Consider the following 21197-nt stretch of genomic DNA (forward strand, 5'->3'; position numbering starts at 1 on the left):
CGGGCTTTGTTAGTTCAGCTCATACTCTCCACCTCAACACTCTTAACCCCTTTTAATTGTGAAACGCTGTAATAAACATCGGTGATGCTTTTCTTCTGATTAACAGTCACAATGAGTTGTATGAGATGCTTTTTTTCTTCTAAATCTTTAATACGGACTCGTTTAATTGATATTTTTAATTCTTTGATTGCTGAAAGGATATCCTTAATACTTTCTTTTTCCGTTACTTTAAGTTGGAGGGTAATTTCTTTTTCTCTTAATTTTCTTGGACCAACAAGTGTGATAACAAATGGAATAAATTCAACACTAATAATTAGCAAGGCAACCCCTGCCATGGCTTCGATATAGAAGCCAGCACCGACAGCAATGCCAATCCCTGCTGCTCCCCAAATTAATGCAGCCGTGGTAAGGCCGGAAATGCTGTCATTTCCTCTTCTTAAAATCACCCCGGCTCCTAAAAATCCGATACCTGATACGATTTGAGCAGCGAGTCGTAACGGATCCATCGTAATGTTAATTCCTTCTTTTCCAGGAAACGCATATGCTGACTCGATTGATACAATCGTTAATAAACAGCTTACAATAGAGATAACAAGGCTTGTTTTTAATCCAACAGGTTTTCTCTTCAGTTCGCGTTCGATGCCAATAACGAGACCAAGAAAAGCGGATATCCCTAATTTTATTAAAATTTCCAATTCTAAATTGCTCATGACATCCCCGCTTTATAAATTTTTTGAAAAGGAATAAAGGCGTATCTGGCAGTTGATACATTCCATTGTATACCCAAATATTAAATTGTTTTATGAAAATAGCATTAAATAGATAGGATTTTATTAAATCATAGAAAAAAGTATTTGGAAGATATACAATAGAATAAAATTTACAGCATAATGAAACAAGGAGAATACAGAATGTCAGGCACAAAAGTAAATCCTTATGCGGTTTTGGCCATAGGTGTCATTTCCGTTTCTACTTCAGCTATCCTCGTCAAAGTATCAACTGCTCCATCTGGAGTGATTGCGTTTTATCGGATGTTTTTTTCTGTTCTATTTATGTTACCGGTATTCCTAATAAAATATGTTCCCGAGCTGCGGCTTATTACAAGACGGGATTGGATCTTCTCATTCGTAGCTGGCGTTTTCTTAGCATTTCACTTTATCCTTTGGTTTGAATCATTAAATTACACATCTGTCGCAAGCTCGACCGTGCTGGTGACATTGCAGCCGTTGTTTGCTTTTATTGGGACTTACTTTTTCTTTAAAGAAAAGTTTTCTTGGAAAGCAATTTTGAGCGGGCTAGTTGCAGTTATTGGCAGTGTCATTATAAGCTGGGGTGATTTTAAAATTAGCGGATCTGCCCTTTTTGGAGATTTCCTGGCTTTAATTGCATGTGCGTTAGTGACAGCATATTTAATGTTTGGTCAATCTGTAAGAAAGAGATTATCATTAATTACTTATACATTTGTTGTATACAGCATTAGCGCAATTACACTTTTCATCTATGTTCTTATAAGACAGGAACCTTTAGTTCCTTATGCTGCCAGTGATTGGGTCTATTTTATTCTTTTAGCACTAGTTCCTAATTTACTTGGCCATACATTATTTAATTGGTCGTTAAAATGGCTCAGTACATCAACGATTTCTATGGCCATATTATTCGAACCAGTTGGTGCAGCGATATTAGCTTATTACATACTACAGGAAGCTGTCGTTTGGACACAAGCCCTTGGAGGAGCCATCGTTATTGGTGGAGTTTCATTATTTTTATTAGATGAGCGCAGAATCCGATTGAAGGAAATGAAGAAAAATATGATTGGAGGAGTAAAGGATGGGAATTGAAACGGCTTTTTTAGATTTTCCTCTACTAGAGACCGATAGACTATTACTACGTGAAATTCGTTTGAGTGATGCACCCAATATGTACAGTTATTTTTCAAAAGACGAAGTGACAGAATACTATGATTTAGAATCGTTTACTTCTGAAAAACAAGCAGAGGATCTTATTCATAGATTTCATCAAAGATATTCAGAACGAAAGCAGATTCGCTGGGCTATCACATTAAAGGATAATGATCAGTTAATCGGGACGTGCGGGTTTCATGCGATTGAAGAAGAGCATTACAAGGCTGAAATAGGTTATGAACTGCACCCTAATTTTTGGGGGCAAGGGATAATGACCGAAGTGATTACCGCAGTCATCCATTATGGATTCAACAACATGCTCCTTAACAGAATAGAAGCTTTTTATGATCCAAGGAATGGATCGTCAGGGAGAGTCTTGGAAAAAAACGGTTTTATATTTGAGGGAGTATTAAAAAAGCGGTATTTTGAAAAAGGAAAATTTGTAGATGCTGCTATTTCTGCGATATTAAAGGATAAAATTCGCTAGATCACTGTATATTTAATATAAATTAGTAAAGCTTGAGGGTATTCTTTTATCCTCAAGCTTTTTTAGCAAGTTTTTTTATTTGGGATATTATTCTTTAAGACCCCCACTTCTTGAAGTGGAAGTAAGGATTTTATATAAAAACATGAGTAAAGCCTGCAAATACAAATGCAGCTGTTACTGATAATATGAAAGTTCCTCCATATACTTTTTCTTCTGAGTTAGCTATTTTTATTCCCTCTATATATGAATAGGAGAATAAAAATACTGCCATTAGTACAGACAGGTAGAGTGCAGTTGTTTCCAGTAGGAATCACACCTTTCCAAAAGATAGAGTTAGTAGATAATATGCATGAACTAGTATTCCTATACCATTCTTACTTAAGAGAAAGGGTGTGATTGCTGCGGCTTTTTATCTTTTTATGTGGATAAGTAGGATAATGATATCCACAGCCTGTGAATAAAACAGTGGATTACTTTTCTTTTTCATATTTTTATTGTTAATAACTTTGTGAATATAAATGTTTTTACTCGATAGGAGTAACCATCTCGGTAAAAGAAACTTTTTAGAAAGTTAATTAACATTCATTTAGATATGTTGTCATCCCTCTTAAGAAGCGCTTCTTTTAAAATGTGTGCATTGTTATGAAGTGAGTCCTTTGCAGCGTATAGGAGAGTAATTTTTCTTGTTAAAGCGATTTGATATATTTCTTCAAAGCATTTAGACATGATAGGGTCTGTTTTAAGTTCCTCAAGATACTTGATTCGAAATTCTTCATATAGTGTAGTTCTGTGACCAAACCATTTTCGGAGTTCATGGCTGGGTGCTAATTCTTTTGCCCACACTGTCAATTTTGCTTTCTCTTTAGAAATGCCTCTTGGCCATAGACGATCGACTAAGATGCGACACCCATCCATTTGATCATAAGGCTCATAAATTCTTTTCAATATAATCTGCACCATTACTTACCTCCAAAAATTTAATGAAAATGTGAGTTAGTTCTTATTAGTATATTTCATATACATGAATCAGGAAAAGAAAGTCTTATCCCTTTATTATTAAAAAGGGATAAGAAATAAAAATTATATTGCAAACATTTTTTGGACATGTTATATTAATTTTCGTCCTTACAAAACAACATGATTAACAAATAATAAAGTTTTAAAAAGTTATTGACTAAAAACAAGGACGTGTGTTATATTAATAAAGTCGCTTCTGAGCGACCTTAAGAAATAACGTCATTGCTCTTTGAAAACTGAACGAACAAAAAAACGTCAACGTTTAATTCAAGTTTTAAAACTTAAGAGCTAATCTTACTCTTTATTGGAGAGTTTGATCCTGGCTCAGGACGAACGCTGGCGGCGTGCCTAATACATGCAAGTCGAGCGAATCTGAGGGAGCTTGCTCCCAAAGATTAGCGGCGGACGGGTGAGTAACACGTGGGCAACCTGCCTGTAAGACTGGGATAACTTCGGGAAACCGGAGCTAATACCGGATAATCCTTTTCTACTCATGTAGAAAAGCTGAAAGATGGCTTCGGCTATCACTTACAGATGGGCCCGCGGCGCATTAGCTAGTTGGTGAGGTAACGGCTCACCAAGGCGACGATGCGTAGCCGACCTGAGAGGGTGATCGGCCACACTGGGACTGAGACACGGCCCAGACTCCTACGGGAGGCAGCAGTAGGGAATCTTCCGCAATGGACGAAAGTCTGACGGAGCAACGCCGCGTGAGTGATGAAGGTTTTCGGATCGTAAAACTCTGTTGTTAGGGAAGAACAAGTACCGTTCGAATAGGGCGGTACCTTGACGGTACCTAACCAGAAAGCCACGGCTAACTACGTGCCAGCAGCCGCGGTAATACGTAGGTGGCAAGCGTTGTCCGGAATTATTGGGCGTAAAGCGCGCGCAGGTGGTTTCTTAAGTCTGATGTGAAAGCCCCCGGCTCAACCGGGGAGGGTCATTGGAAACTGGGAGACTTGAGTGCAGAAGAGGAAAGTGGAATTCCAAGTGTAGCGGTGAAATGCGTAGAGATTTGGAGGAACACCAGTGGCGAAGGCGACTTTCTGGTCTGTAACTGACACTGAGGCGCGAAAGCGTGGGGAGCGAACAGGATTAGATACCCTGGTAGTCCACGCCGTAAACGATGAGTGCTAAGTGTTAGAGGGTTTCCGCCCTTTAGTGCTGCAGCAAACGCATTAAGCACTCCGCCTGGGGAGTACGGCCGCAAGGCTGAAACTCAAAGGAATTGACGGGGGCCCGCACAAGCGGTGGAGCATGTGGTTTAATTCGAAGCAACGCGAAGAACCTTACCAGGTCTTGACATCCTCTGACAATCCTAGAGATAGGACGTTCCCCTTCGGGGGACAGAGTGACAGGTGGTGCATGGTTGTCGTCAGCTCGTGTCGTGAGATGTTGGGTTAAGTCCCGCAACGAGCGCAACCCTTGATCTTAGTTGCCAGCATTCAGTTGGGCACTCTAAGGTGACTGCCGGTGACAAACCGGAGGAAGGTGGGGATGACGTCAAATCATCATGCCCCTTATGACCTGGGCTACACACGTGCTACAATGGATGGTACAAAGGGCTGCAAGACCGCGAGGTTTAGCCAATCCCATAAAACCATTCTCAGTTCGGATTGCAGGCTGCAACTCGCCTGCATGAAGCCGGAATCGCTAGTAATCGCGGATCAGCATGCCGCGGTGAATACGTTCCCGGGCCTTGTACACACCGCCCGTCACACCACGAGAGTTTGTAACACCCGAAGTCGGTGGGGTAACCGCAAGGAGCCAGCCGCCTAAGGTGGGACAGATGATTGGGGTGAAGTCGTAACAAGGTAGCCGTATCGGAAGGTGCGGCTGGATCACCTCCTTTCTAAGGATGAAATGAAGTCTAACTTCATTAAAAGACGTTTCATTGTTCGTTCAGTTTTGAGAGAGTGATTTTCTCTCGAAACTTTTTTGTTCTTTGAAAACTAGATAATGTAATAAAGAAGAATAACCGAGTAATCGCCATCTTAGTTTTTTCTCTTATAATGTTTTAGAAACAAAATAAGAGTACAAACCATGAGGGCAATGAGAAGCAAGTAGTTCAAGGAAACGATTGAGGAAACACCGGAGCGTGCGTAGTTGGCACGTGAGGATGTTGACGATTGAGTTGACGCAGAAATACGCAGCTTATCATTGACCGAAGTAGGTTAAGTTAGAAAGGGCGCACGGTGAATGCCTAGGCACTAGGAGCCGATGAAGGACGGGACTAACACCGATATGCTTCGGGGAGCTGTAAGTAAGCTTTGATCCGGAGATTTCCGAATGGGGGAACCCTCTATCCGTAATGGGATAGAATCTTTACCTGAATACATAGGGTATTGAAGGCAGACCCGGGGAACTGAAACATCTAAGTACCCGGAGGAAGAGAAAGCAAACGCGATTCCCTGAGTAGCGGCGAGCGAAACGGGATTAGCCCAAACCAAGAGGCTTGCCTCTTGGGGTTGTAGGACACTCTACACGGAGTTACAAAGGAACGAGGTAAATGAACAGGTCTGGAAAGGCCGGCCAGAGAAGGTAAAAGCCCTGTAGTTGAAACTTCGTTCCCTCCAGAGTGGATCCTGAGTACGGCGGGACACGAGAAATCCCGTCGGAAGCAGGGAGGACCATCTCCCAAGGCTAAATACTCCCTAGTGACCGATAGTGAACCAGTACCGTGAGGGAAAGGTGAAAAGCACCCCGGAAGGGGAGTGAAAGAGATCCTGAAACCGTGTGCCTACAAGTAGTTAGAGCCCGTTAATGGGTGATAGCGTGCCTTTTGTAGAATGAACCGGCGAGTTACGATTACATGCGAGGTTAAGTTGAATAGACGGAGCCGCAGCGAAAGCGAGTCTGAATAGGGCGAATGAGTATGTGGTCGTAGACCCGAAACCAGGTGATCTACCCATGTCCAGGTTGAAGTTCAGGTAACACTGAATGGAGGACCGAACCCACGCACGTTGAAAAGTGCGGGGATGAGGTGTGGGTAGCGGAGAAATTCCAATCGAACTTGGAGATAGCTGGTTCTCTCCGAAATAGCTTTAGGGCTAGCCTCATGTAGAAAGAGTCTTGGAGGTAGAGCACTGTTTGGACTAGGGGCCCCCATCGGGTTACCGAATTCAGACAAACTCCGAATGCCAAAGACTTATCCATGGGAGTCAGACTGCGAGTGATAAGATCCGTAGTCAAGAGGGAAACAGCCCAGACCACCAGCTAAGGTCCCAAAGTATACGTTAAGTGGAAAAGGATGTGGAGTTGCTTAGACAACCAGGATGTTGGCTTAGAAGCAGCCACCATTTAAAGAGTGCGTAATAGCTCACTGGTCGAGTGACTCTGCGCCGAAAATGTACCGGGGCTAAACGTATCACCGAAGCTGTGGATGGACATCTGCGATGTCCGTGGTAGGAGAGCGTTCTAAGGGCGTTGAAGCTAGACCGCAAGGACTGGTGGAGCGCTTAGAAGTGAGAATGCCGGTATGAGTAGCGAAAGATGGGTGAGAATCCCATCCACCGAATGCCTAAGGTTTCCTGAGGAAGGCTCGTCCGCTCAGGGTTAGTCGGGACCTAAGCCGAGGCTGAAAAGCGTAGGCGATGGACAACAGGTTGATATTCCTGTACCACCAAACTCCGTTTGAGCAATGGGGGGACGCAGGAGGATAGGGTAAGCGCACTGCTGGATATGTGCGTCTAAGCAGTTAGGCTGCAAGCGAGGAAAATCCCGTTTGCGTGAAGGCTGAGCTGTGACAGCGAGGGAAATATAGTACCGAAGTTCCTGATTCCACACTGCCAAGAAAAGCCTCTAGCGATGGATTTGGGTGCCCGTACCGCAAACCGACACAGGTAGGCGAGGAGAGAATCCTAAGGTGAGCGAGAGAACTCTCGTTAAGGAACTCGGCAAAATGACCCCGTAACTTCGGGAGAAGGGGTGCTTTTTAGGGTGAATAGCCCTGAAAAGCCGCAGTGAATAGGCCCAGGCGACTGTTTAGCAAAAACACAGGTCTCTGCGAAGCCGCAAGGCGAAGTATAGGGGCTGACGCCTGCCCGGTGCTGGAAGGTTAAGAGGAGGGGTTAGCTTACGCGAAGCTCTGAATTGAAGCCCCAGTAAACGGCGGCCGTAACTATAACGGTCCTAAGGTAGCGAAATTCCTTGTCGGGTAAGTTCCGACCCGCACGAAAGGCGTAACGATCTGGGCACTGTCTCAACGAGAGACTCGGTGAAATTATAGTACCTGTGAAGATGCAGGTTACCCGCGACAGGACGGAAAGACCCCGTGGAGCTTTACTGTAGCCTGATATTGAATTTCGGTACAGCTTGTACAGGATAGGTAGGAGCCTTGGAAGCCGGAGCGCCAGCTTCGGTGGAGGCATCGGTGGGATACTACCCTGGCTGTATTGAAATTCTAACCCATGCCCCTGATCGGGGCAGGAGACAGTGTCAGGTGGGCAGTTTGACTGGGGCGGTCGCCTCCTAAAAAGTAACGGAGGCGCCCAAAGGTTCCCTCAGAATGGTTGGAAATCATTCGAAGAGTGTAAAGGCATAAGGGAGCTTGACTGCGAGACCTACAAGTCGAGCAGGGACGAAAGTCGGGCTTAGTGATCCGGTGGTTCCGCATGGAAGGGCCATCGCTCAACGGATAAAAGCTACCCCGGGGATAACAGGCTTATCTCCCCCAAGAGTCCACATCGACGGGGAGGTTTGGCACCTCGATGTCGGCTCATCGCATCCTGGGGCTGTAGTCGGTCCCAAGGGTTGGGCTGTTCGCCCATTAAAGCGGTACGCGAGCTGGGTTCAGAACGTCGTGAGACAGTTCGGTCCCTATCCGTCGTGGGCGCAGGAAATTTGAGAGGAGCTGTCCTTAGTACGAGAGGACCGGGATGGACGCACCGCTGGTGTACCAGTTGTTCTGCCAAGAGCATCGCTGGGTAGCTATGTGCGGAAGGGATAAGTGCTGAAAGCATCTAAGCATGAAGCCCCCCTCGAGATGAGATTTCCCATAGCGTCAAGCTAGTAAGACCCCTGAAAGATGATCAGGTTGATAGGTTTGAGGTGGAAGCGTGGTGACACGTGGAGCTGACAAATACTAATCGGTCGAGGACTTAACCATAAATGATTACTCTACTTCTTCTTTAACATTATCTAGTTTTGAGAGAATAAATTTCAATTTTTCTCTTGAAAAAATTAAAAAAGACGTTATAATAAAACTTGTCTTCAAAAAAGTTTGGTGGCGATAGCGAGAAGGTCACACCCGTTCCCATCCCGAACACGGCAGTTAAGCTTCTCAGCGCCAATGGTAGTTAGGGGCTGTCCCCTTGTGAGAGTAGGACGCCGCCAAGCTTTAATAATGGAGGATTAGCTCAGCTGGGAGAGCATCTGCCTTACAAGCAGAGGGTCGGCGGTTCGATCCCGTCATCCTCCACCATTACTTTATTATGCCGGCCTAGCTCAATTGGTAGAGCAACTGACTTGTAATCAGTAGGTTGGGGGTTCAAGTCCTCTGGCCGGCATGTTTCCTAGAAAGAGCCATTAGCTCAGTCGGTAGAGCATCTGACTTTTAATCAGAGGGTCGAAGGTTCGAGTCCTTCATGGCTCACCATTTAAATAATGCGGGTGTGGCGGAACTGGCAGACGCACTAGACTTAGGATCTAGCGCCGCAAGGCGTGGGGGTTCGACTCCCTTCACCCGCATCATTTTTATCTGCGGAAGTAGTTCAGTGGTAGAACACCACCTTGCCAAGGTGGGGGTCGCGGGTTCGAATCCCGTCTTCCGCTCCAATTACTTGCCGGGGTGGCGGAACTGGCAGACGCACAGGACTTAAAATCCTGCGGTAGGTGACTACCGTACCGGTTCGATTCCGGTCCTCGGCACCACTTTAAAAAATAGCGCCCGTAGCTCAATTGGATAGAGCGTCTGACTACGGATCAGAAGGTTATGGGTTCGACTCCTTTCGGGCGCGCCATTTAAAAACGGGAAGTAGCTCAGCTTGGTAGAGCACTTGGTTTGGGACCAAGGGGTCGCAGGTTCGAATCCTGTCTTCCCGACCATTCATATTTTATGGGGCCTTAGCTCAGCTGGGAGAGCGCCTGCCTTGCACGCAGGAGGTCAGCGGTTCGATCCCGCTAGGCTCCACCATAACTCTTATAACTATATTTTGGCGGTGTAGCTCAGCTGGCTAGAGCGTACGGTTCATACCCGTGAGGTCGGGGGTTCGATCCCCTCCGCCGCTACCAAAATATTTAGGATTGCATTTAGGACCTTTAGCTCAGCTGGTTAGAGCAGACGGCTCATAACCGTCCGGTCGTAGGTTCGAGTCCTACAAGGTCCACCATATTTATTATTCGGAGGAATACCCAAGTCCGGCTGAAGGGATCGGTCTTGAAAACCGACAGGCGGGTCAAACCGCGCAGGGGTTCGAATCCCCTTTCCTCCTCCATTTAATTTAATAATACTATCGCGGGGTGGAGCAGTTCGGTAGCTCGTCGGGCTCATAACCCGAAGGTCGCAGGTTCAAATCCTGTCCCCGCAATATGGTCCGGTAGTTCAGTTGGTTAGAATGCCTGCCTGTCACGCAGGAGGTCGCGGGTTCGAGTCCCGTCCGGACCGCCATTTTTAAAATAATACATAACGTGGCTCAGTAGCTCAGTCGGTAGAGCAAAGGACTGAAAATCCTTGTGTCGGCGGTTCGATTCCGTCCTGAGCCACCATTTAGTATATTGCGGGTGTAGTTTAGTGGTAAAACCACAGCCTTCCAAGCTGTTGTCGAGGGTTCGATTCCCTTCACCCGCTCCATTATTTATAATATAATGGGCCTATAGCTCAGCTGGTTAGAGCGCACGCCTGATAAGCGTGAGGTCGATGGTTCGAGTCCATTTAGGCCCACCATGAATGATTTATTATTCCGCAGTAGCTCAGTGGTAGAGCTATCGGCTGTTAACCGATCGGTCGTAGGTTCGAGTCCTACCTGCGGAGCCATCATATGGGGAAGTACTCAAGAGGCTGAAGAGGCGCCCCTGCTAAGGGTGTAGGTCGGGTAACCGGCGCGAGGGTTCAAATCCCTCCTTCTCCGCCATATGCTGGCCCCTTGGTCAAGCGGTTAAGACACCGCCCTTTCACGGCGGTAACACGGGTTCGAATCCCGTAGGGGTCATAAGAAAAAGCTGTCAACTATAAGTTGGCAGCTTTTTTTTCGTCTAGCAGGTAATTTGAATAGAATTTCAAAAAGACCAAACGCTCGATAAAATTCGGCAAGTGCTAGATAAGACAAAAAAGTTGCTCGATAAATTCGGAAACATGCTAGGTAAAATAAGATAGTTGCTTGAAAATGTCCGAAACCTCCCATATTCAATCGAAAAATGTGCGGAACATTCAGTGTGCAGCTAGATTTATAACGAACATATGCTAATGAATATAAAAAGATCTTTTTTTGGCAGCAAATAGCTAATCAAACTTTACTTCTCTTTCCTCTAGCTTTCTTCCTGGATTGTTCAAGTCAATATCAGAAGTAATTCCAGTAGATGGCCCTCTAAATAAATCTCCTACTGCAAGTATTTTTCCATCAGGCGCTTCGAATAAAGGCGTTTTTACTTCATTTTTAGTTGCTTCATTAATTAAGTACTCTTCCTCTTTATTGCTCAATACAGTATTCCACCTTTCAAAAATTACTTTTCTTAGTTTGTCTAGTGTTAGTTGATTTTATGTCGAAATCAGATGAATGGATCAGAATCCTACCGCTTTATATCAATTTACTTCACTTATTGTCAATAAATTTAGAAAGTATTTACAAGGTTATTATTATAATCAAACGAATATATTCATGGAGGTCTACAAATAGCTTTATGGGAGAAGGGGTGTAATGAATACTGTAACTGATTATGAAATGCATTTATTTCATGAAGGAACATTATATGAGAGTTATCGTCTCTTTGGTGCGCACTTGATTAAGGAAAATGAAAGAATAAATACTCGTTTTTGTGTTTGGGCACCAAACGCTCAATCTGTCAGATTAGTTGGAAATTTTAATAACTGGAATGGAGAACGCTTTCAGTTACATAGAGTAAATAATGAAGGGATATGGAGCATTCTTATTAAAGGGGATATGCAAGGATGCATATATAAATATGAAGTCATTACACAAGATGGCAGAAGGATATTAAAAGCTGATCCTTTTAGCTTTTTTTCAGAGGTCAGGCCGAGAACTGCCTCCATTGTATACTCGTTAGAAGGCTATGATTGGAAGGACTGTGAGTGGATAAAGAAAAGGCAGGAAAGGAATCACCTTGCAGAACCAATGGCAATCTATGAAGTACATATTGGTTCGTGGAGGAAACATAAGGATGAGTCCTATTTATCCTATAAGGAACTAGCTGTGGAATTAATCCCATATGTAAAGGAGCTTGGATTCACTCATATTGAGTTATTGCCATTAACTGAGCATCCGCTCGACGAATCATGGGGTTATCAGGGGACTGGATACTATTCAGTAACAAGCAGGTATGGAACACCAAAGGAATTTATGCATTTCATTGATCAATGTCATCAACACAACATAGGGGTCATACTAGATTGGGTTCCCGGTCACTTTTGTAAGGATGAGCATGGATTATTTCAATTTGATGGTTCATTTTTATATGAATATGAAAGACCTGTTGACCGAGAAAATGCAGTATGGGGGACAGCAAATTTTGATTTAGGAAAAAAAGAAGTTCAAAGTTTCCTTATTTCGAATGCACGATTTTGGATGGAGTATTACCATATTGATGGTCTTCGGATCGATGCCGTTGCTAATATTCTATACTGGCCAAATCGCTATGGGGAGAACAATCCATATGGAACCCATTTTTTAAAAACGCTGAATCAAACAATATTATTATATGATTCTTCTTTTTTGTTGACGGCAGAAGATTCTACGGCATGGCCGGGCGTAACTTATCCAGTGCAATATGGCGGGCTTGGTTTCAATTATAAATGGAATATGGGGTGGATGAACGACATTCTTATGTATATGGAAGCATCTCCAGAACAGCGAAAATATCTTCATGGAAAAATCACGTTTTCACTGCTCTATGCATTTAAAGAGAACTTTGTCCTTCCGCTTTCTCATGATGAAGTGGTTCATGGAAAAAAATCACTTTTGAATAAAATGCCAGGCGATTACTGGCAAAAATTTGCCCAATATCGCCTGCTGCTAGGCCTAATGATGGCACATCCGGGGAAAAAATTACTGTTCATGGGATTCGAGCTTGGCCAGTTCGATGAATGGAAGGATCAATCACAATTAGATTGGAATTTGCTTGAATATGAAATGCATCGAAAGTTAAATGCATATGTTAAAGAACTTCTAGCGATGTATCACTGTTCCAAACCGCTTCATGAATTAGATTCCCTAAGTAAGGGCTTTGAATGGATTGATGTACATAATCATCAGCAATCGATCTTCTCTTTTATCCGGAAAGAAAAAGAGGAAGAAGAGCATCTTGTTGTTGTATGTAATTTCACGGAGCGTGTTTACCATGATTATCAGATTGGCGTACCGCAACAAGGTTCCTATCAAGAAATATTTAATAGCGATCACGATAAGTTTGGCGGGTCTCATTTGATTAATACGGGCCAGTTGCAAACAGAAAATATGGAATTCCATGGAAAGCCATCCTCTTTGAAAATGACCATTCCACCATTTGGAATATCAATATTACGTCCTATAAAGCATCGAAAGGAGAGAAATGAAAATGGGCAAGAAAAAGTGCATAGCCATGCTATTAGCTGGAGGAAAAGGAAGCCGGCTTCACTCATTGACAAAGAATTTAGCTAAGCCTGCAGTTCCATTTGGAGGAAAATATCGAATTATCGATTTTACTTTGAGCAATTGCACGAATTCGGGTATTGATACGGTCGGTGTTCTTACTCAATATCAGCCTCTTGTTTTGAATTCCTATATTGGAATTGGCAGTGCATGGGATTTAGACAGAAGAAATGGCGGAGTGACGGTTCTTCCGCCGTACAGTGAGTCTTCTGAAGTGAAGTGGTATAACGGAACAGCAAGTGCTATTTATCAAAATTTAAATTTTATCATGCAGTATGATCCTGAATATGTATTGGTATTGTCAGGTGACCATATTTATAAAATGGATTATGAGCGTATGCTGGAATATCATTTCAAAAAACAGGCGGATGTTTCGATTTCTGTCATTGAAGTCCCCTGGGAAGAAGCAAACAGGTTCGGCATTATGAACACAGATGCGGAGATGAGAATTACGGATTTCGTAGAAAAGCCAGAGGCTCCAAAAAACAACCTTGCTTCCATGGGGATCTATATATTTAATTGGCCCGTATTAAAGGAGTATTTAGAGAAGGATAATGGAGATTCTACTTCAAGCCATGATTTCGGTAAAGATGTGATCCCGATGCTGTTAAAGGAAAATAGGAAGTTAGTTGCCTATCCATTTAAGGGATACTGGAAGGATGTAGGCACAGTACAAAGTTTATGGGAAGCAAATATGGATCTATTGGATGAAAAATGTGAATTGAACTTATTTGATTATGACTGGCGTATTTATTCTGTTAACCCGAATCACCCGCCTCAATATATTTCACCTATCGCAAAAGTAGAAGAGTCTTTAATCAATGAAGGATGCATCATTGAGGGGGATATTGAGAGGTCTGTCCTTTTCCAAGGGGTAACTGTCGGAAAGGGTTCAATTATACGTGAAACGGTTGTCATGCCTAATGCACAAATTGGTCAAAATGTTTTTATTGAAAATGCCATTATACCAACGAATATGGTTGTACCAGATGGAACAGTTGTAAGGAAATCGGATGAAATTATACTCCTAACAGACGAAATGCTCGAGGAGATAATGCAGATTAAGAGAATTGTCTAGTATGTTTGTCGAGGCCTAAGTCTAATAAGGAGGAACCGAAATTGAATAAACGTGTCCTTGGTGTAATTGATGCGACTACTTATCATGAGGGGCTTAAGGAGCTTATGATCCATAGATCACTTGCAGCTATTCCTTTTGCGGGAAGATATCGTCTCATCGATTTTGTTCTATCGAACATGGTGAATGCCAATATTGAAAGTGTAGCGATCTTTCCAAAATTTCAATACCGTTCCTTAATGGATCATCTAGGTTCAGGTAAAGATTGGGATTTAAATAGAAAGAGAGATGGGCTGTTTTTTTTTCCATCATCCATTATAGAAGGAATACGCAGGGGGATCGGATCTTTCAGTCATTTTGCTGCAAATATGGATTATTTCCAACGCAGTAAACAGGAGTATGCATTAATTACTAATTGCTTTACTGTTTCTAATATGGATTTCAAGCCAGTATTGGATAAACATATACAAACCGGCTGTGATATTACGGAAATATATCATTTAGGAAAGTCAATGCAAATGTATCTAGTTAAAACAGCATTCCTTATTGACCTTATTCAGACAAGGGAAAAGACAGGATATACCTGCATGAGTGATGTGGTCACAGATATTTATCATACCTATCGAATATGCCGTTATGACTATCATGGATATGCAGCCATGATTGATTCTATAGAGTCTTATTTTGCAGCAAGTATGGAGCTTCTTACTCCTGAAGTATGGAATAAGCTTTTTCAAAAGGATCACCCGATTTTTACAAAAGTAAAGGATGAACCGCCAACCCGTTATTTAAGGGGCGCATCCGTCCATCATTCAATCATAGCCAATGGGTGTCAAATTGAGGGAGTTGTCGAAAATAGTATTATTTCTCGCGCGGTCAAAATTGGGAGAGGAGCAGTAGTGAAAAATAGCATTATCATGCAGAAGAGCCAGATTGGCGATCATTGTGTATTGGATTCGGTGATCATAGATAAGGACGTCAGAATTGAGACAGGAACGGTTATGACAGGCTCGAGAACGTCACCCAATGTGATTCGCAAAGGTACTGGTCAAGGAGCGCTGATGAATATATGAAGATATTATTTGCCATTTCTGAATGTGTTCCTTTTGCAAAGTCTGGAGGGCTTGCAGATGTGGCGGGGGCATTGCCAAAGGAATTAGTAAGACAAGGGATAGATATAAGAGTAATCATGCCTAAATACGGGTCAATAGAAAATAACTTAAAGGCACGTATGGAAAAGAAGGCTGAATACACTGTAGAAGTAGGGTGGAGAAATCAATATTGCGGAATTGAAGAATTAGAATTTCAAGGGGTTAGCTATTACTTTGTAGACAATGAGTATTATTTTATGCGTGAAGATTTATACGGCTATTTTGATGATGGCGAACGATTTGCTTTTTTTAACAAGGCTGTATTAGATTCTCTTCCACATATTCATTTTCAGCCGGATATCATTCATTGTCATGATTGGCATACAGGTATGATCCCTTTTCTTTTAAAAATGGAGTACAAGGAGAAAGAGGGCTATCAATCTATTCAAACAGTATTTACAATTCATAATTTGCTATTTCAGGGGATCATGCCGAGAGATTCACTTAAAGAATTATTTGGGTTACAAGAAAAATATGATCATGTAGATTATTTGGAGTTTTATGGATGCATCAGTTATCTGAAGGGGGCAATCATTGCTGCAGATAAAATTACAACGGTTAGCCCTACATATAAAAATGAGATTCAAACGAGTGTTTATGGAGAAAAACTTCATGAGTTATTGCAAAGCAGGTCAAATGATTTAGAAGGGATCCTAAATGGAATCGATCTGGAGCTATATAATCCAGAAAGAGATCCCTTTCTGTTGAAAAATTATAGTAAGAAAGATGTAACAGACAAACGAGTGAATAAATTGCATTTGCAGGAACTATTGGGCTTGCCAATTAAAGAGAAAACGCCACTTATTGCGATGATCACAAGGCTTACGAAACAGAAAGGAATCGATCTTGTCCGGCATGTATTTCGTGAATTGATAGCAGAAGACATTCAACTCATCATTCTTGGTACTGGTGACCATGAATACGAGCATTTTTTTCAGCAAATGGAAGCAGCCTATCCACATAAATGTAAAGCATATATCGAGTTTGACGAAGGACTTGCACATAAAGTATATGCAGGTGCAGATTTATTTCTTATGCCATCCCAGTTTGAGCCTTGCGGACTTGGCCAGATGATTGCTATGAGGTATGGAGCAGTTCCAATCGTAAGGGAAACAGGCGGATTAAATGATACGGTTTTATCTTTTAATGAACAAAGTGGGGAAGGAAATGGCTTTACATTCAGTCAGTATAATGCCCATGATATGCTTTTTACAATTGAGAGGGCACTTAGTTTTTATCGGGATGAAGCATGCTGGAGAAACATTGTGCAAAATGCGATGGCAATGGATTACAGCTGGGCACAATCGGCAATAAAGTATAAACAGCTATATTCGGAGCTCGTCTCAAGGAGTGAGATTCATGTTTACAAATAAAGAAGAGTTTAAAGAGAATTTCCTAAAAAAACTTGAGATGATGTGTGGGAAGAGCTTTGGTGAGAGTACGAAACGAGATCATTACTTTACACTTGGCAATATGGTTAGAGAGTATGTTAGCACGAATTGGATTAATACGAATGAGCGTTATCGAACGGCAAGGGAAAAGCAAGTTTATTATTTATCCATTGAATTTCTGCTTGGACGGCTGCTCCATCATAATTTATTAAATTTGGGCCTTGTGGATGTGGTCAAGAAAGGGCTCGAGGATTTAGGAATCGACCTGTATGAACTTGAAGAAATAGAACCTGACGCAGGTCTTGGAAATGGAGGACTTGGAAGACTTGCGGCTTGCTTTATGGACTCGTTAGCGTCATTAAATTTTCCAGGGCATGGCTGTGGAATCCGTTATAAGCATGGTTTGTTTGAGCAGAAAATTGTTGATGGCTATCAGGTAGAGCTTCCAGAACAGTGGCTTCGGCATGGGCATGTATGGGAAGTAAGGAGAGCAGATTTAGCGATTGAGGTTCCGTTTTGGGGAAATGTTGAGACGAAGATGGAAAATGGAAAATTGGTTTTTCGTCATGAACATACAGAAAAGATTACCGCAGTGCCATACGATCTGCCAATTGCAGGGTTTCAAACGGAAACGGTAAATACGCTCAGGCTTTGGAATGCAGAACCTTCTCCATATCCTATTCATCAGGATATTTTAACGTATAAGCGGGAAACCGAGTCAGTGTCTGAATTTCTTTATCCAGATGATACACATGATAGAGGAAAAATTCTGCGGTTAAAGCAGCAATATTTTCTCGTTTCAGCAAGTATCCGGTCGATTATTCGGTCCTTTCGAAAACAAGTTGGCGACTTATATTCACTTCCTCAACATATAGCGATTCATATTAATGATACACATCCAGTGCTGGCTATACCAGAGCTAATGAGGGTTTTGCTTGATGAGGAGGACATGAGCTGGGATGATGCGTGGGAAATCACAATAAATACGATATCCTATACCAATCATACAACCTTATCCGAAGCACTTGAAAAATGGCCCGTCCGAATTTTCCAGCCATTATTGCCGCGTATTTACATGATAGTGGAAGAAATCAATGAACGCTTTTGCCGTTTGCTCTGGGATCAGTATCCTGGTGACTGGCAGCATATTGAGCGTATGGCTATTATCGCTCATCATGAGATTAAAATGGCCCATCTAGCACTTGTAGGCAGTTATAGTGTCAATGGGGTAGCCGCACTTCATACAGAAATTTTAAAAATAAGAGAAATGAACAATTTTTATCAAATCTTCCCACAAAAATTCAATAATAAAACAAATGGAATTACCCATAGAAGATGGCTGTTAAAAGCGAATCCTCTCCTTGCGAAATTAATTACAGAAGGTATTGGGGATAAGTGGATTCGTGAACCTGAGCATTTATGTATGCTTGCGCAATTCAAAGAGGATTTCTCATTTCTTGAGCAGCTATCAAGAGTTAAACAGCATAATAAACGAAGGCTTGCTGATAGGATTACGATGCAAACAGGAATGTCTATAAATACTGAATCGATATTTGATATTCAAGTGAAGCGTCTGCATGCTTACAAAAGACAGCTTTTAAATATTCTTCATGTGATGTATTTATATAATAGGCTAAAGGAAGATTCAACCTTTCAAATGCACCCACGCACGTTTATTTTTGGTGCGAAGGCATCCCCTGGTTATTATTATGCAAAGAAAATTATTAAATTAATTCATACGGTAGCTGATAAGGTAAACAAGGATGTACGCACAAATGAACGACTTAAGGTTGTTTTCCTTGAAAATTACCGAGTATCACTTGCAGAAGAGATATTCCCATCTGCAGATATAAGTGAGCAAATATCAACGGCTAGTAAAGAAGCATCTGGAACTGGGAATATGAAGTTTATGATGAATGGGGCGATTACCGTTGGGACACTTGATGGAGCCAATATTGAAATGAAGGAAAAGGCGGGGGCTGACAATATATTTATTTTTGGGCTCCCTGCAGAGCAAGTATTAAATTATGATCAAAATGGCGGCTATCACTCAATGGAATATTATTATCATGATAAGCGAATCCGACAAGTAATGGATCAGCTAACAAATGGTTTTTTCCCGGATTCAGATAATGAGTTTGAACCCATTTTTGATTCCTTGCTCATCGAGAATGATCAATATTTTGTCCTAAGGGACTTCGATTCATATTCGGCTATACAAGCACAGGCCGGCAAGGTTTATGAAAATCAAAATCAATGGAGAAAAATGAGCTTAATGAATATTGCAGAATCTGGCTATTTTTCTAGTGATCGTACCATTAAAGAGTACGCAAAAGATATTTGGAATATAAATCCAGGTCACTATTAACTTCTAGAAATAGGCAAAGTACAGCATCGAAAAGCTCCACCAGATTTAGTGATTTCAGAGATATCTACTTCTACAACTTTGTACCCTCTCGATAGGAGCTTTTTATTCACATTTTTATTTATTGGCATACTAAAAACTTTATTATTGCCAATAGAAAGGACATTGGCGGAATGGGTGAGCAGTTCTTCTTTTGTCATTTCAATTAAATCGTAACGTGATTTTAAAAGCTTGACTTGTTCACTTTTCACTTCACTTGAACAGATTAAAGCCTCTTTTGATGACAATATATTAAAAACATAATCGAGATGAAGGAATTCATCATTAAAAGGAACAGGAATGACTTCATGGTGGGGCAAAATTTCTTGCATATGATTGACGGCCTGCATATCCGTCCGTGTACTGATTCCAACATAGACTGTTTCTCTGTCGATGATAACATCACCGCCTTCGATGTTGCAGCCAATTAGTTGTTGAAAGGGGATATTTTCCAAATCCAACCGTTGTTTAAGCAGGGTTTCTTCGTTTTGACGATGATAGGTTTGTATTTCGGTAACATAGATCGTATCGCCGATCGTAAAACCAATATCACGAGTGAACACTTGATCTGGAAATTTTTTGTCTGGCGGAAGAAGAATTACATCTACACCGTGGCTTTCTAGAGCACTAACAAAATGTTTATGCTGTTTTATGGCAAGATCAATATTAATTGATACATTTTTAAATACCTTATGGTTAGGATCATTTATGGACATATAGGTTGGTTCACATAAGACAACTTTTTGAAGGGTACTGTATTCGGTATGACAGAAAATATTGCGCTTTACGGCCATATATTGATCCTCCTGATAGGCTTTAAAAGAAATTTACACCCTTACAGGATGAAAGTGGCGTATAAGGTTTAGTATGAGCGTTAATGGTAAAATCATGACGGAAAGAAAAAAGCCTTTGCTTGAAGGCAAAGGCTTTCGTGTTTTTTTAGATGAAATAACCAATAAAAAGACCAATGGATAATAAGAATCCGAAGATCGTATTTGTTTGTGCAGTTGCTTTCATGGCAGGCATCATTTGAATCGGAATTGTTTTTCCGATAAATCCCTTTGTCGCTTTAATCGCTTTCGGTGCACTTAGTACAACGATAGCAAGCCATGGAGAGATAATATTTAACGCAATTAGGATGAAAACCCATGCATAGGAAACAGTAAACATTCCAGCAAGTAATTTAATAGCCGCTTTTCTGCCGATTAAAATAGCTAGTGTTTTCCGGCCAAATTCCTTGTCACCATCTAAATCACGGATATTATTAGAAAGCATTATGGCTCCAACTAGAATAAAAATTGGAATTGATACTAAAACGCTTGTAGAAGTCACGGTACCAGTTTGAATAAAGAATGAAATCAGGATTATAATCATTCCCATAAAGAACCCAGATACGATTTCCCCAAAAGGCGTATGAGCGATTGGCAGTGGACCACCCGTATATAAATAGCCAATTAGCATACAGAAGAGGCCAACAAGCGCAAGCCACCAGCTGCTGCTGCTGCAAATATAAATTCCTAAAAGTAGAGCGATACCGTAAAGAGAAAGGGCTACACTCAGAATGGTTTTTGGCTTAATGCCTTCACGGACAATCGCCCCGCCGATTCCGTGTGAATCTTCCGTATCCAGTCCTCTTACATAATCATAGTATTCATTAAACATATTTGTTGCAGCTTGAATAAGTAAGCTTGCAATTAACATCGCCAGAAATAATCCAAAATGAAGATCTGTTTCGTACATAGCTAATGCTGTTCCAAGCAAGACAGGTACGAAAGATGCGGTTAGTGTGTGTGGTCTTGTTTGCTGCCACCAAACCTTCCAGGTTTTCTTCGAATTAGAAGGCTGAACATTCATATGCGTCTGTGGTTGCATCTAACTCTCCCCTTGTTATCTATATTTAAGTAACAACTCATTTTAACTTTATCAAACCTATTTATTATATCGAACAACTCCTGCTTCTGTCAAAATGCA

At 41.8% G+C, this 21197-nt stretch carries 12 protein-coding genes, 20 tRNA genes and 3 rRNA genes; 30 read left to right on the top strand and 5 right to left on the bottom strand.

Annotation, left to right across the window (positions count from 1 at the left end; translation table 11 throughout):
- Positions 1-14 precede the first annotated feature (14 nt).
- The gene (locus tag FI644_RS14625) at positions 15-710 is read right to left on the bottom strand and encodes an MgtC/SapB family protein (RefSeq protein WP_053474615.1); all 696 of its coding nucleotides are present in this window, start codon (positions 708-710) and stop codon (positions 15-17) included.
- A gap of 201 nt (positions 711-911) precedes the next feature.
- Between FI644_RS14625 and FI644_RS14630 the strand changes: the two genes are divergently transcribed.
- Together FI644_RS14630 and FI644_RS14635 are read left to right on the top strand one after the other, a co-directional pair.
- The gene (locus tag FI644_RS14630) at positions 912-1838 is read left to right on the top strand and encodes a DMT family transporter (protein WP_053474616.1); all 927 of its coding nucleotides are present in this window, start codon (positions 912-914) and stop codon (positions 1836-1838) included.
- Positions 1828-2388, top strand: a complete 561-nt coding sequence (locus tag FI644_RS14635; RefSeq protein WP_053474617.1) for a GNAT family N-acetyltransferase — start codon at positions 1828-1830, stop codon at positions 2386-2388. The genes FI644_RS14630 and FI644_RS14635 overlap by 11 nt, the downstream gene beginning before the upstream one ends.
- A gap of 582 nt (positions 2389-2970) precedes the next feature.
- Here FI644_RS14635 and FI644_RS14640 read toward each other — a convergent pair.
- Positions 2971-3348 carry a DUF488 domain-containing protein gene (locus tag FI644_RS14640; protein ID WP_053474618.1) on the bottom strand — a complete coding sequence of 126 codons (378 nt, stop codon included), beginning with the start codon at positions 3346-3348 and terminating at the stop codon, positions 2971-2973.
- A 358-nt stretch (positions 3349-3706) separates the two neighbouring features.
- Here FI644_RS14640 and FI644_RS14645 point away from each other — a divergent pair.
- The 23 genes from FI644_RS14645 to FI644_RS14755 all read left to right on the top strand — a co-directional run bounded on the left by FI644_RS14645 (position 3707) and on the right by FI644_RS14755 (position 10553).
- A 16S ribosomal RNA gene (locus tag FI644_RS14645) occupies positions 3707-5257 on the top strand.
- A gap of 320 nt (positions 5258-5577) precedes the next feature.
- Positions 5578-8512 (top strand): 23S ribosomal RNA (locus FI644_RS14650).
- Positions 8513-8625: 113 nt separating this feature from the next.
- Positions 8626-8742: ribosomal RNA gene (gene rrf, locus FI644_RS14655) — 5S ribosomal RNA — on the top strand.
- Together the 16S, 23S and 5S rRNA genes with 20 tRNA genes alongside form the textbook arrangement of a ribosomal RNA operon.
- 9 nt (positions 8743-8751) lie before the next feature.
- Positions 8752-8827: transfer RNA gene (locus FI644_RS14660), tRNA-Val, on the top strand.
- Positions 8828-8839: 12 nt separating this feature from the next.
- Positions 8840-8912 (top strand) — tRNA-Thr (locus tag FI644_RS14665).
- Between the two features lie 13 nt (positions 8913-8925).
- Positions 8926-9001 (top strand) — tRNA-Lys (locus FI644_RS14670).
- A 10-nt stretch (positions 9002-9011) separates the two neighbouring features.
- Positions 9012-9093 (top strand) — tRNA-Leu (locus tag FI644_RS14675).
- A gap of 12 nt (positions 9094-9105) precedes the next feature.
- Positions 9106-9180, top strand: a tRNA-Gly gene (locus tag FI644_RS14680).
- A 7-nt stretch (positions 9181-9187) separates the two neighbouring features.
- Positions 9188-9276 (top strand) — tRNA-Leu (locus FI644_RS14685).
- A gap of 12 nt (positions 9277-9288) precedes the next feature.
- A tRNA-Arg gene (locus tag FI644_RS14690) sits at positions 9289-9365 on the top strand.
- An 8-nt stretch (positions 9366-9373) separates the two neighbouring features.
- Positions 9374-9450: transfer RNA gene (locus FI644_RS14695), tRNA-Pro, on the top strand.
- Between the two features lie 12 nt (positions 9451-9462).
- Positions 9463-9538 (top strand) — tRNA-Ala (locus tag FI644_RS14700).
- Between the two features lie 21 nt (positions 9539-9559).
- Positions 9560-9636: transfer RNA gene (locus FI644_RS14705), tRNA-Met, on the top strand.
- Between the two features lie 21 nt (positions 9637-9657).
- Positions 9658-9734 (top strand) — tRNA-Ile (locus tag FI644_RS14710).
- Positions 9735-9746: 12 nt separating this feature from the next.
- A tRNA-Ser gene (locus FI644_RS14715) sits at positions 9747-9839 on the top strand.
- Positions 9840-9858: 19 nt separating this feature from the next.
- Positions 9859-9932: transfer RNA gene (locus tag FI644_RS14720), tRNA-Met, on the top strand.
- Between the two features lie 3 nt (positions 9933-9935).
- Positions 9936-10012, top strand: a tRNA-Asp gene (locus FI644_RS14725).
- A 22-nt stretch (positions 10013-10034) separates the two neighbouring features.
- A tRNA-Phe gene (locus FI644_RS14730) sits at positions 10035-10110 on the top strand.
- 11 nt (positions 10111-10121) lie between these two features.
- Positions 10122-10195: transfer RNA gene (locus FI644_RS14735), tRNA-Gly, on the top strand.
- A 16-nt stretch (positions 10196-10211) separates the two neighbouring features.
- A tRNA-Ile gene (locus FI644_RS14740) sits at positions 10212-10288 on the top strand.
- A gap of 15 nt (positions 10289-10303) precedes the next feature.
- Positions 10304-10378: transfer RNA gene (locus tag FI644_RS14745), tRNA-Asn, on the top strand.
- A gap of 6 nt (positions 10379-10384) precedes the next feature.
- A tRNA-Ser gene (locus tag FI644_RS14750) sits at positions 10385-10475 on the top strand.
- Positions 10476-10481: 6 nt separating this feature from the next.
- Positions 10482-10553: transfer RNA gene (locus tag FI644_RS14755), tRNA-Glu, on the top strand.
- A gap of 290 nt (positions 10554-10843) precedes the next feature.
- On the opposite strand, the gene FI644_RS14760 is transcribed toward FI644_RS14755, so the two are convergent.
- Positions 10844-11041 (bottom strand): hypothetical protein, encoded by a 198-nt coding sequence (locus FI644_RS14760; RefSeq protein WP_053477435.1) that lies wholly within the window; start codon positions 11039-11041, stop codon positions 10844-10846.
- A gap of 217 nt (positions 11042-11258) precedes the next feature.
- Here FI644_RS14760 and glgB point away from each other — a divergent pair, with 217 nt between their 5' ends.
- The 5 genes from glgB to FI644_RS14785 are packed head-to-tail and all read left to right on the top strand — an operon-like array spanning position 11259 to position 19190.
- Positions 11259-13214, top strand: a complete 1956-nt coding sequence (gene glgB, locus FI644_RS14765; RefSeq protein WP_053477434.1) for a 1,4-alpha-glucan branching enzyme — start codon at positions 11259-11261, stop codon at positions 13212-13214.
- Positions 13132-14283, top strand: a complete 1152-nt coding sequence (locus FI644_RS14770; RefSeq protein WP_053477433.1) for a glucose-1-phosphate adenylyltransferase — start codon at positions 13132-13134, stop codon at positions 14281-14283. The genes glgB and FI644_RS14770 overlap by 83 nt, the downstream gene beginning before the upstream one ends.
- Positions 14284-14324: 41 nt before the next feature.
- A complete protein-coding gene (locus tag FI644_RS14775) occupies positions 14325-15353 on the top strand; it encodes a GlgC family sugar phosphate nucleotidyltransferase (protein ID WP_142108577.1) in 1029 nt (342 codons plus the stop codon).
- On the top strand, positions 15350-16804 hold the full coding sequence (gene glgA / locus FI644_RS14780) for a glycogen synthase GlgA (RefSeq protein WP_142108578.1): 1455 nt from the start codon (positions 15350-15352) through the stop codon (positions 16802-16804). Before FI644_RS14775 ends, glgA begins: the two co-directional genes overlap by 4 nt.
- Positions 16791-19190 carry a glycogen/starch/alpha-glucan phosphorylase gene (locus FI644_RS14785; protein ID WP_142108579.1) on the top strand — a complete coding sequence of 800 codons (2400 nt, stop codon included), beginning with the start codon at positions 16791-16793 and terminating at the stop codon, positions 19188-19190. The genes glgA and FI644_RS14785 overlap by 14 nt, the downstream gene beginning before the upstream one ends.
- On the opposite strand, the gene FI644_RS14790 is transcribed toward FI644_RS14785, so the two are convergent.
- Complete coding sequence (locus FI644_RS14790) at positions 19187-20020, bottom strand: dimethylarginine dimethylaminohydrolase family protein (RefSeq protein WP_053477429.1); 834 nt, start codon at positions 20018-20020, stop codon at positions 19187-19189. The genes FI644_RS14785 and FI644_RS14790 overlap by 4 nt on opposite strands.
- Before the next feature lie 145 nt (positions 20021-20165).
- Positions 20166-21098 (bottom strand): 1,4-dihydroxy-2-naphthoate polyprenyltransferase, encoded by a 933-nt coding sequence (locus FI644_RS14795; protein ID WP_142108580.1) that lies wholly within the window; start codon positions 21096-21098, stop codon positions 20166-20168.
- Between the last annotated feature and the right edge of the window lie 99 nt (positions 21099-21197).

Source organism: Cytobacillus solani, assembly GCF_006704205.1.
GTDB classification, from domain to species: domain Bacteria; phylum Bacillota; class Bacilli; order Bacillales; family Cytobacillaceae; genus Cytobacillus; species Cytobacillus solani.

Excerpts from the sequence above, each read along its gene's own strand:
- FI644_RS14625 (WP_053474615.1), bottom strand. The coding sequence starts at position 710 with ATGAGCAATTTAGAATTGGAAATTTTAATAAAATTAGGGATATCCGCT.
- FI644_RS14630 (WP_053474616.1), top strand. The coding sequence starts at position 912 with ATGTCAGGCACAAAAGTAAATCCTTATGCGGTTTTGGCCATAGGTGTC.
- FI644_RS14635 (WP_053474617.1), top strand. The coding sequence starts at position 1,828 with ATGGGAATTGAAACGGCTTTTTTAGATTTTCCTCTACTAGAGACCGAT.
- FI644_RS14640 (WP_053474618.1), bottom strand. The coding sequence starts at position 3,348 with ATGGTGCAGATTATATTGAAAAGAATTTATGAGCCTTATGATCAAATG.
- glgB (WP_053477434.1), top strand. The coding sequence starts at position 11,259 with ATGAATACTGTAACTGATTATGAAATGCATTTATTTCATGAAGGAACA.
- FI644_RS14770 (WP_053477433.1), top strand. The coding sequence starts at position 13,132 with ATGGGCAAGAAAAAGTGCATAGCCATGCTATTAGCTGGAGGAAAAGGA.
- glgA (WP_142108578.1), top strand. The coding sequence starts at position 15,350 with ATGAAGATATTATTTGCCATTTCTGAATGTGTTCCTTTTGCAAAGTCT.
- FI644_RS14785 (WP_142108579.1), top strand. The coding sequence starts at position 16,791 with ATGTTTACAAATAAAGAAGAGTTTAAAGAGAATTTCCTAAAAAAACTT.
- FI644_RS14790 (WP_053477429.1), bottom strand. The coding sequence starts at position 20,020 with ATGGCCGTAAAGCGCAATATTTTCTGTCATACCGAATACAGTACCCTT.
- FI644_RS14795 (WP_142108580.1), bottom strand. The coding sequence starts at position 21,098 with ATGCAACCACAGACGCATATGAATGTTCAGCCTTCTAATTCGAAGAAA.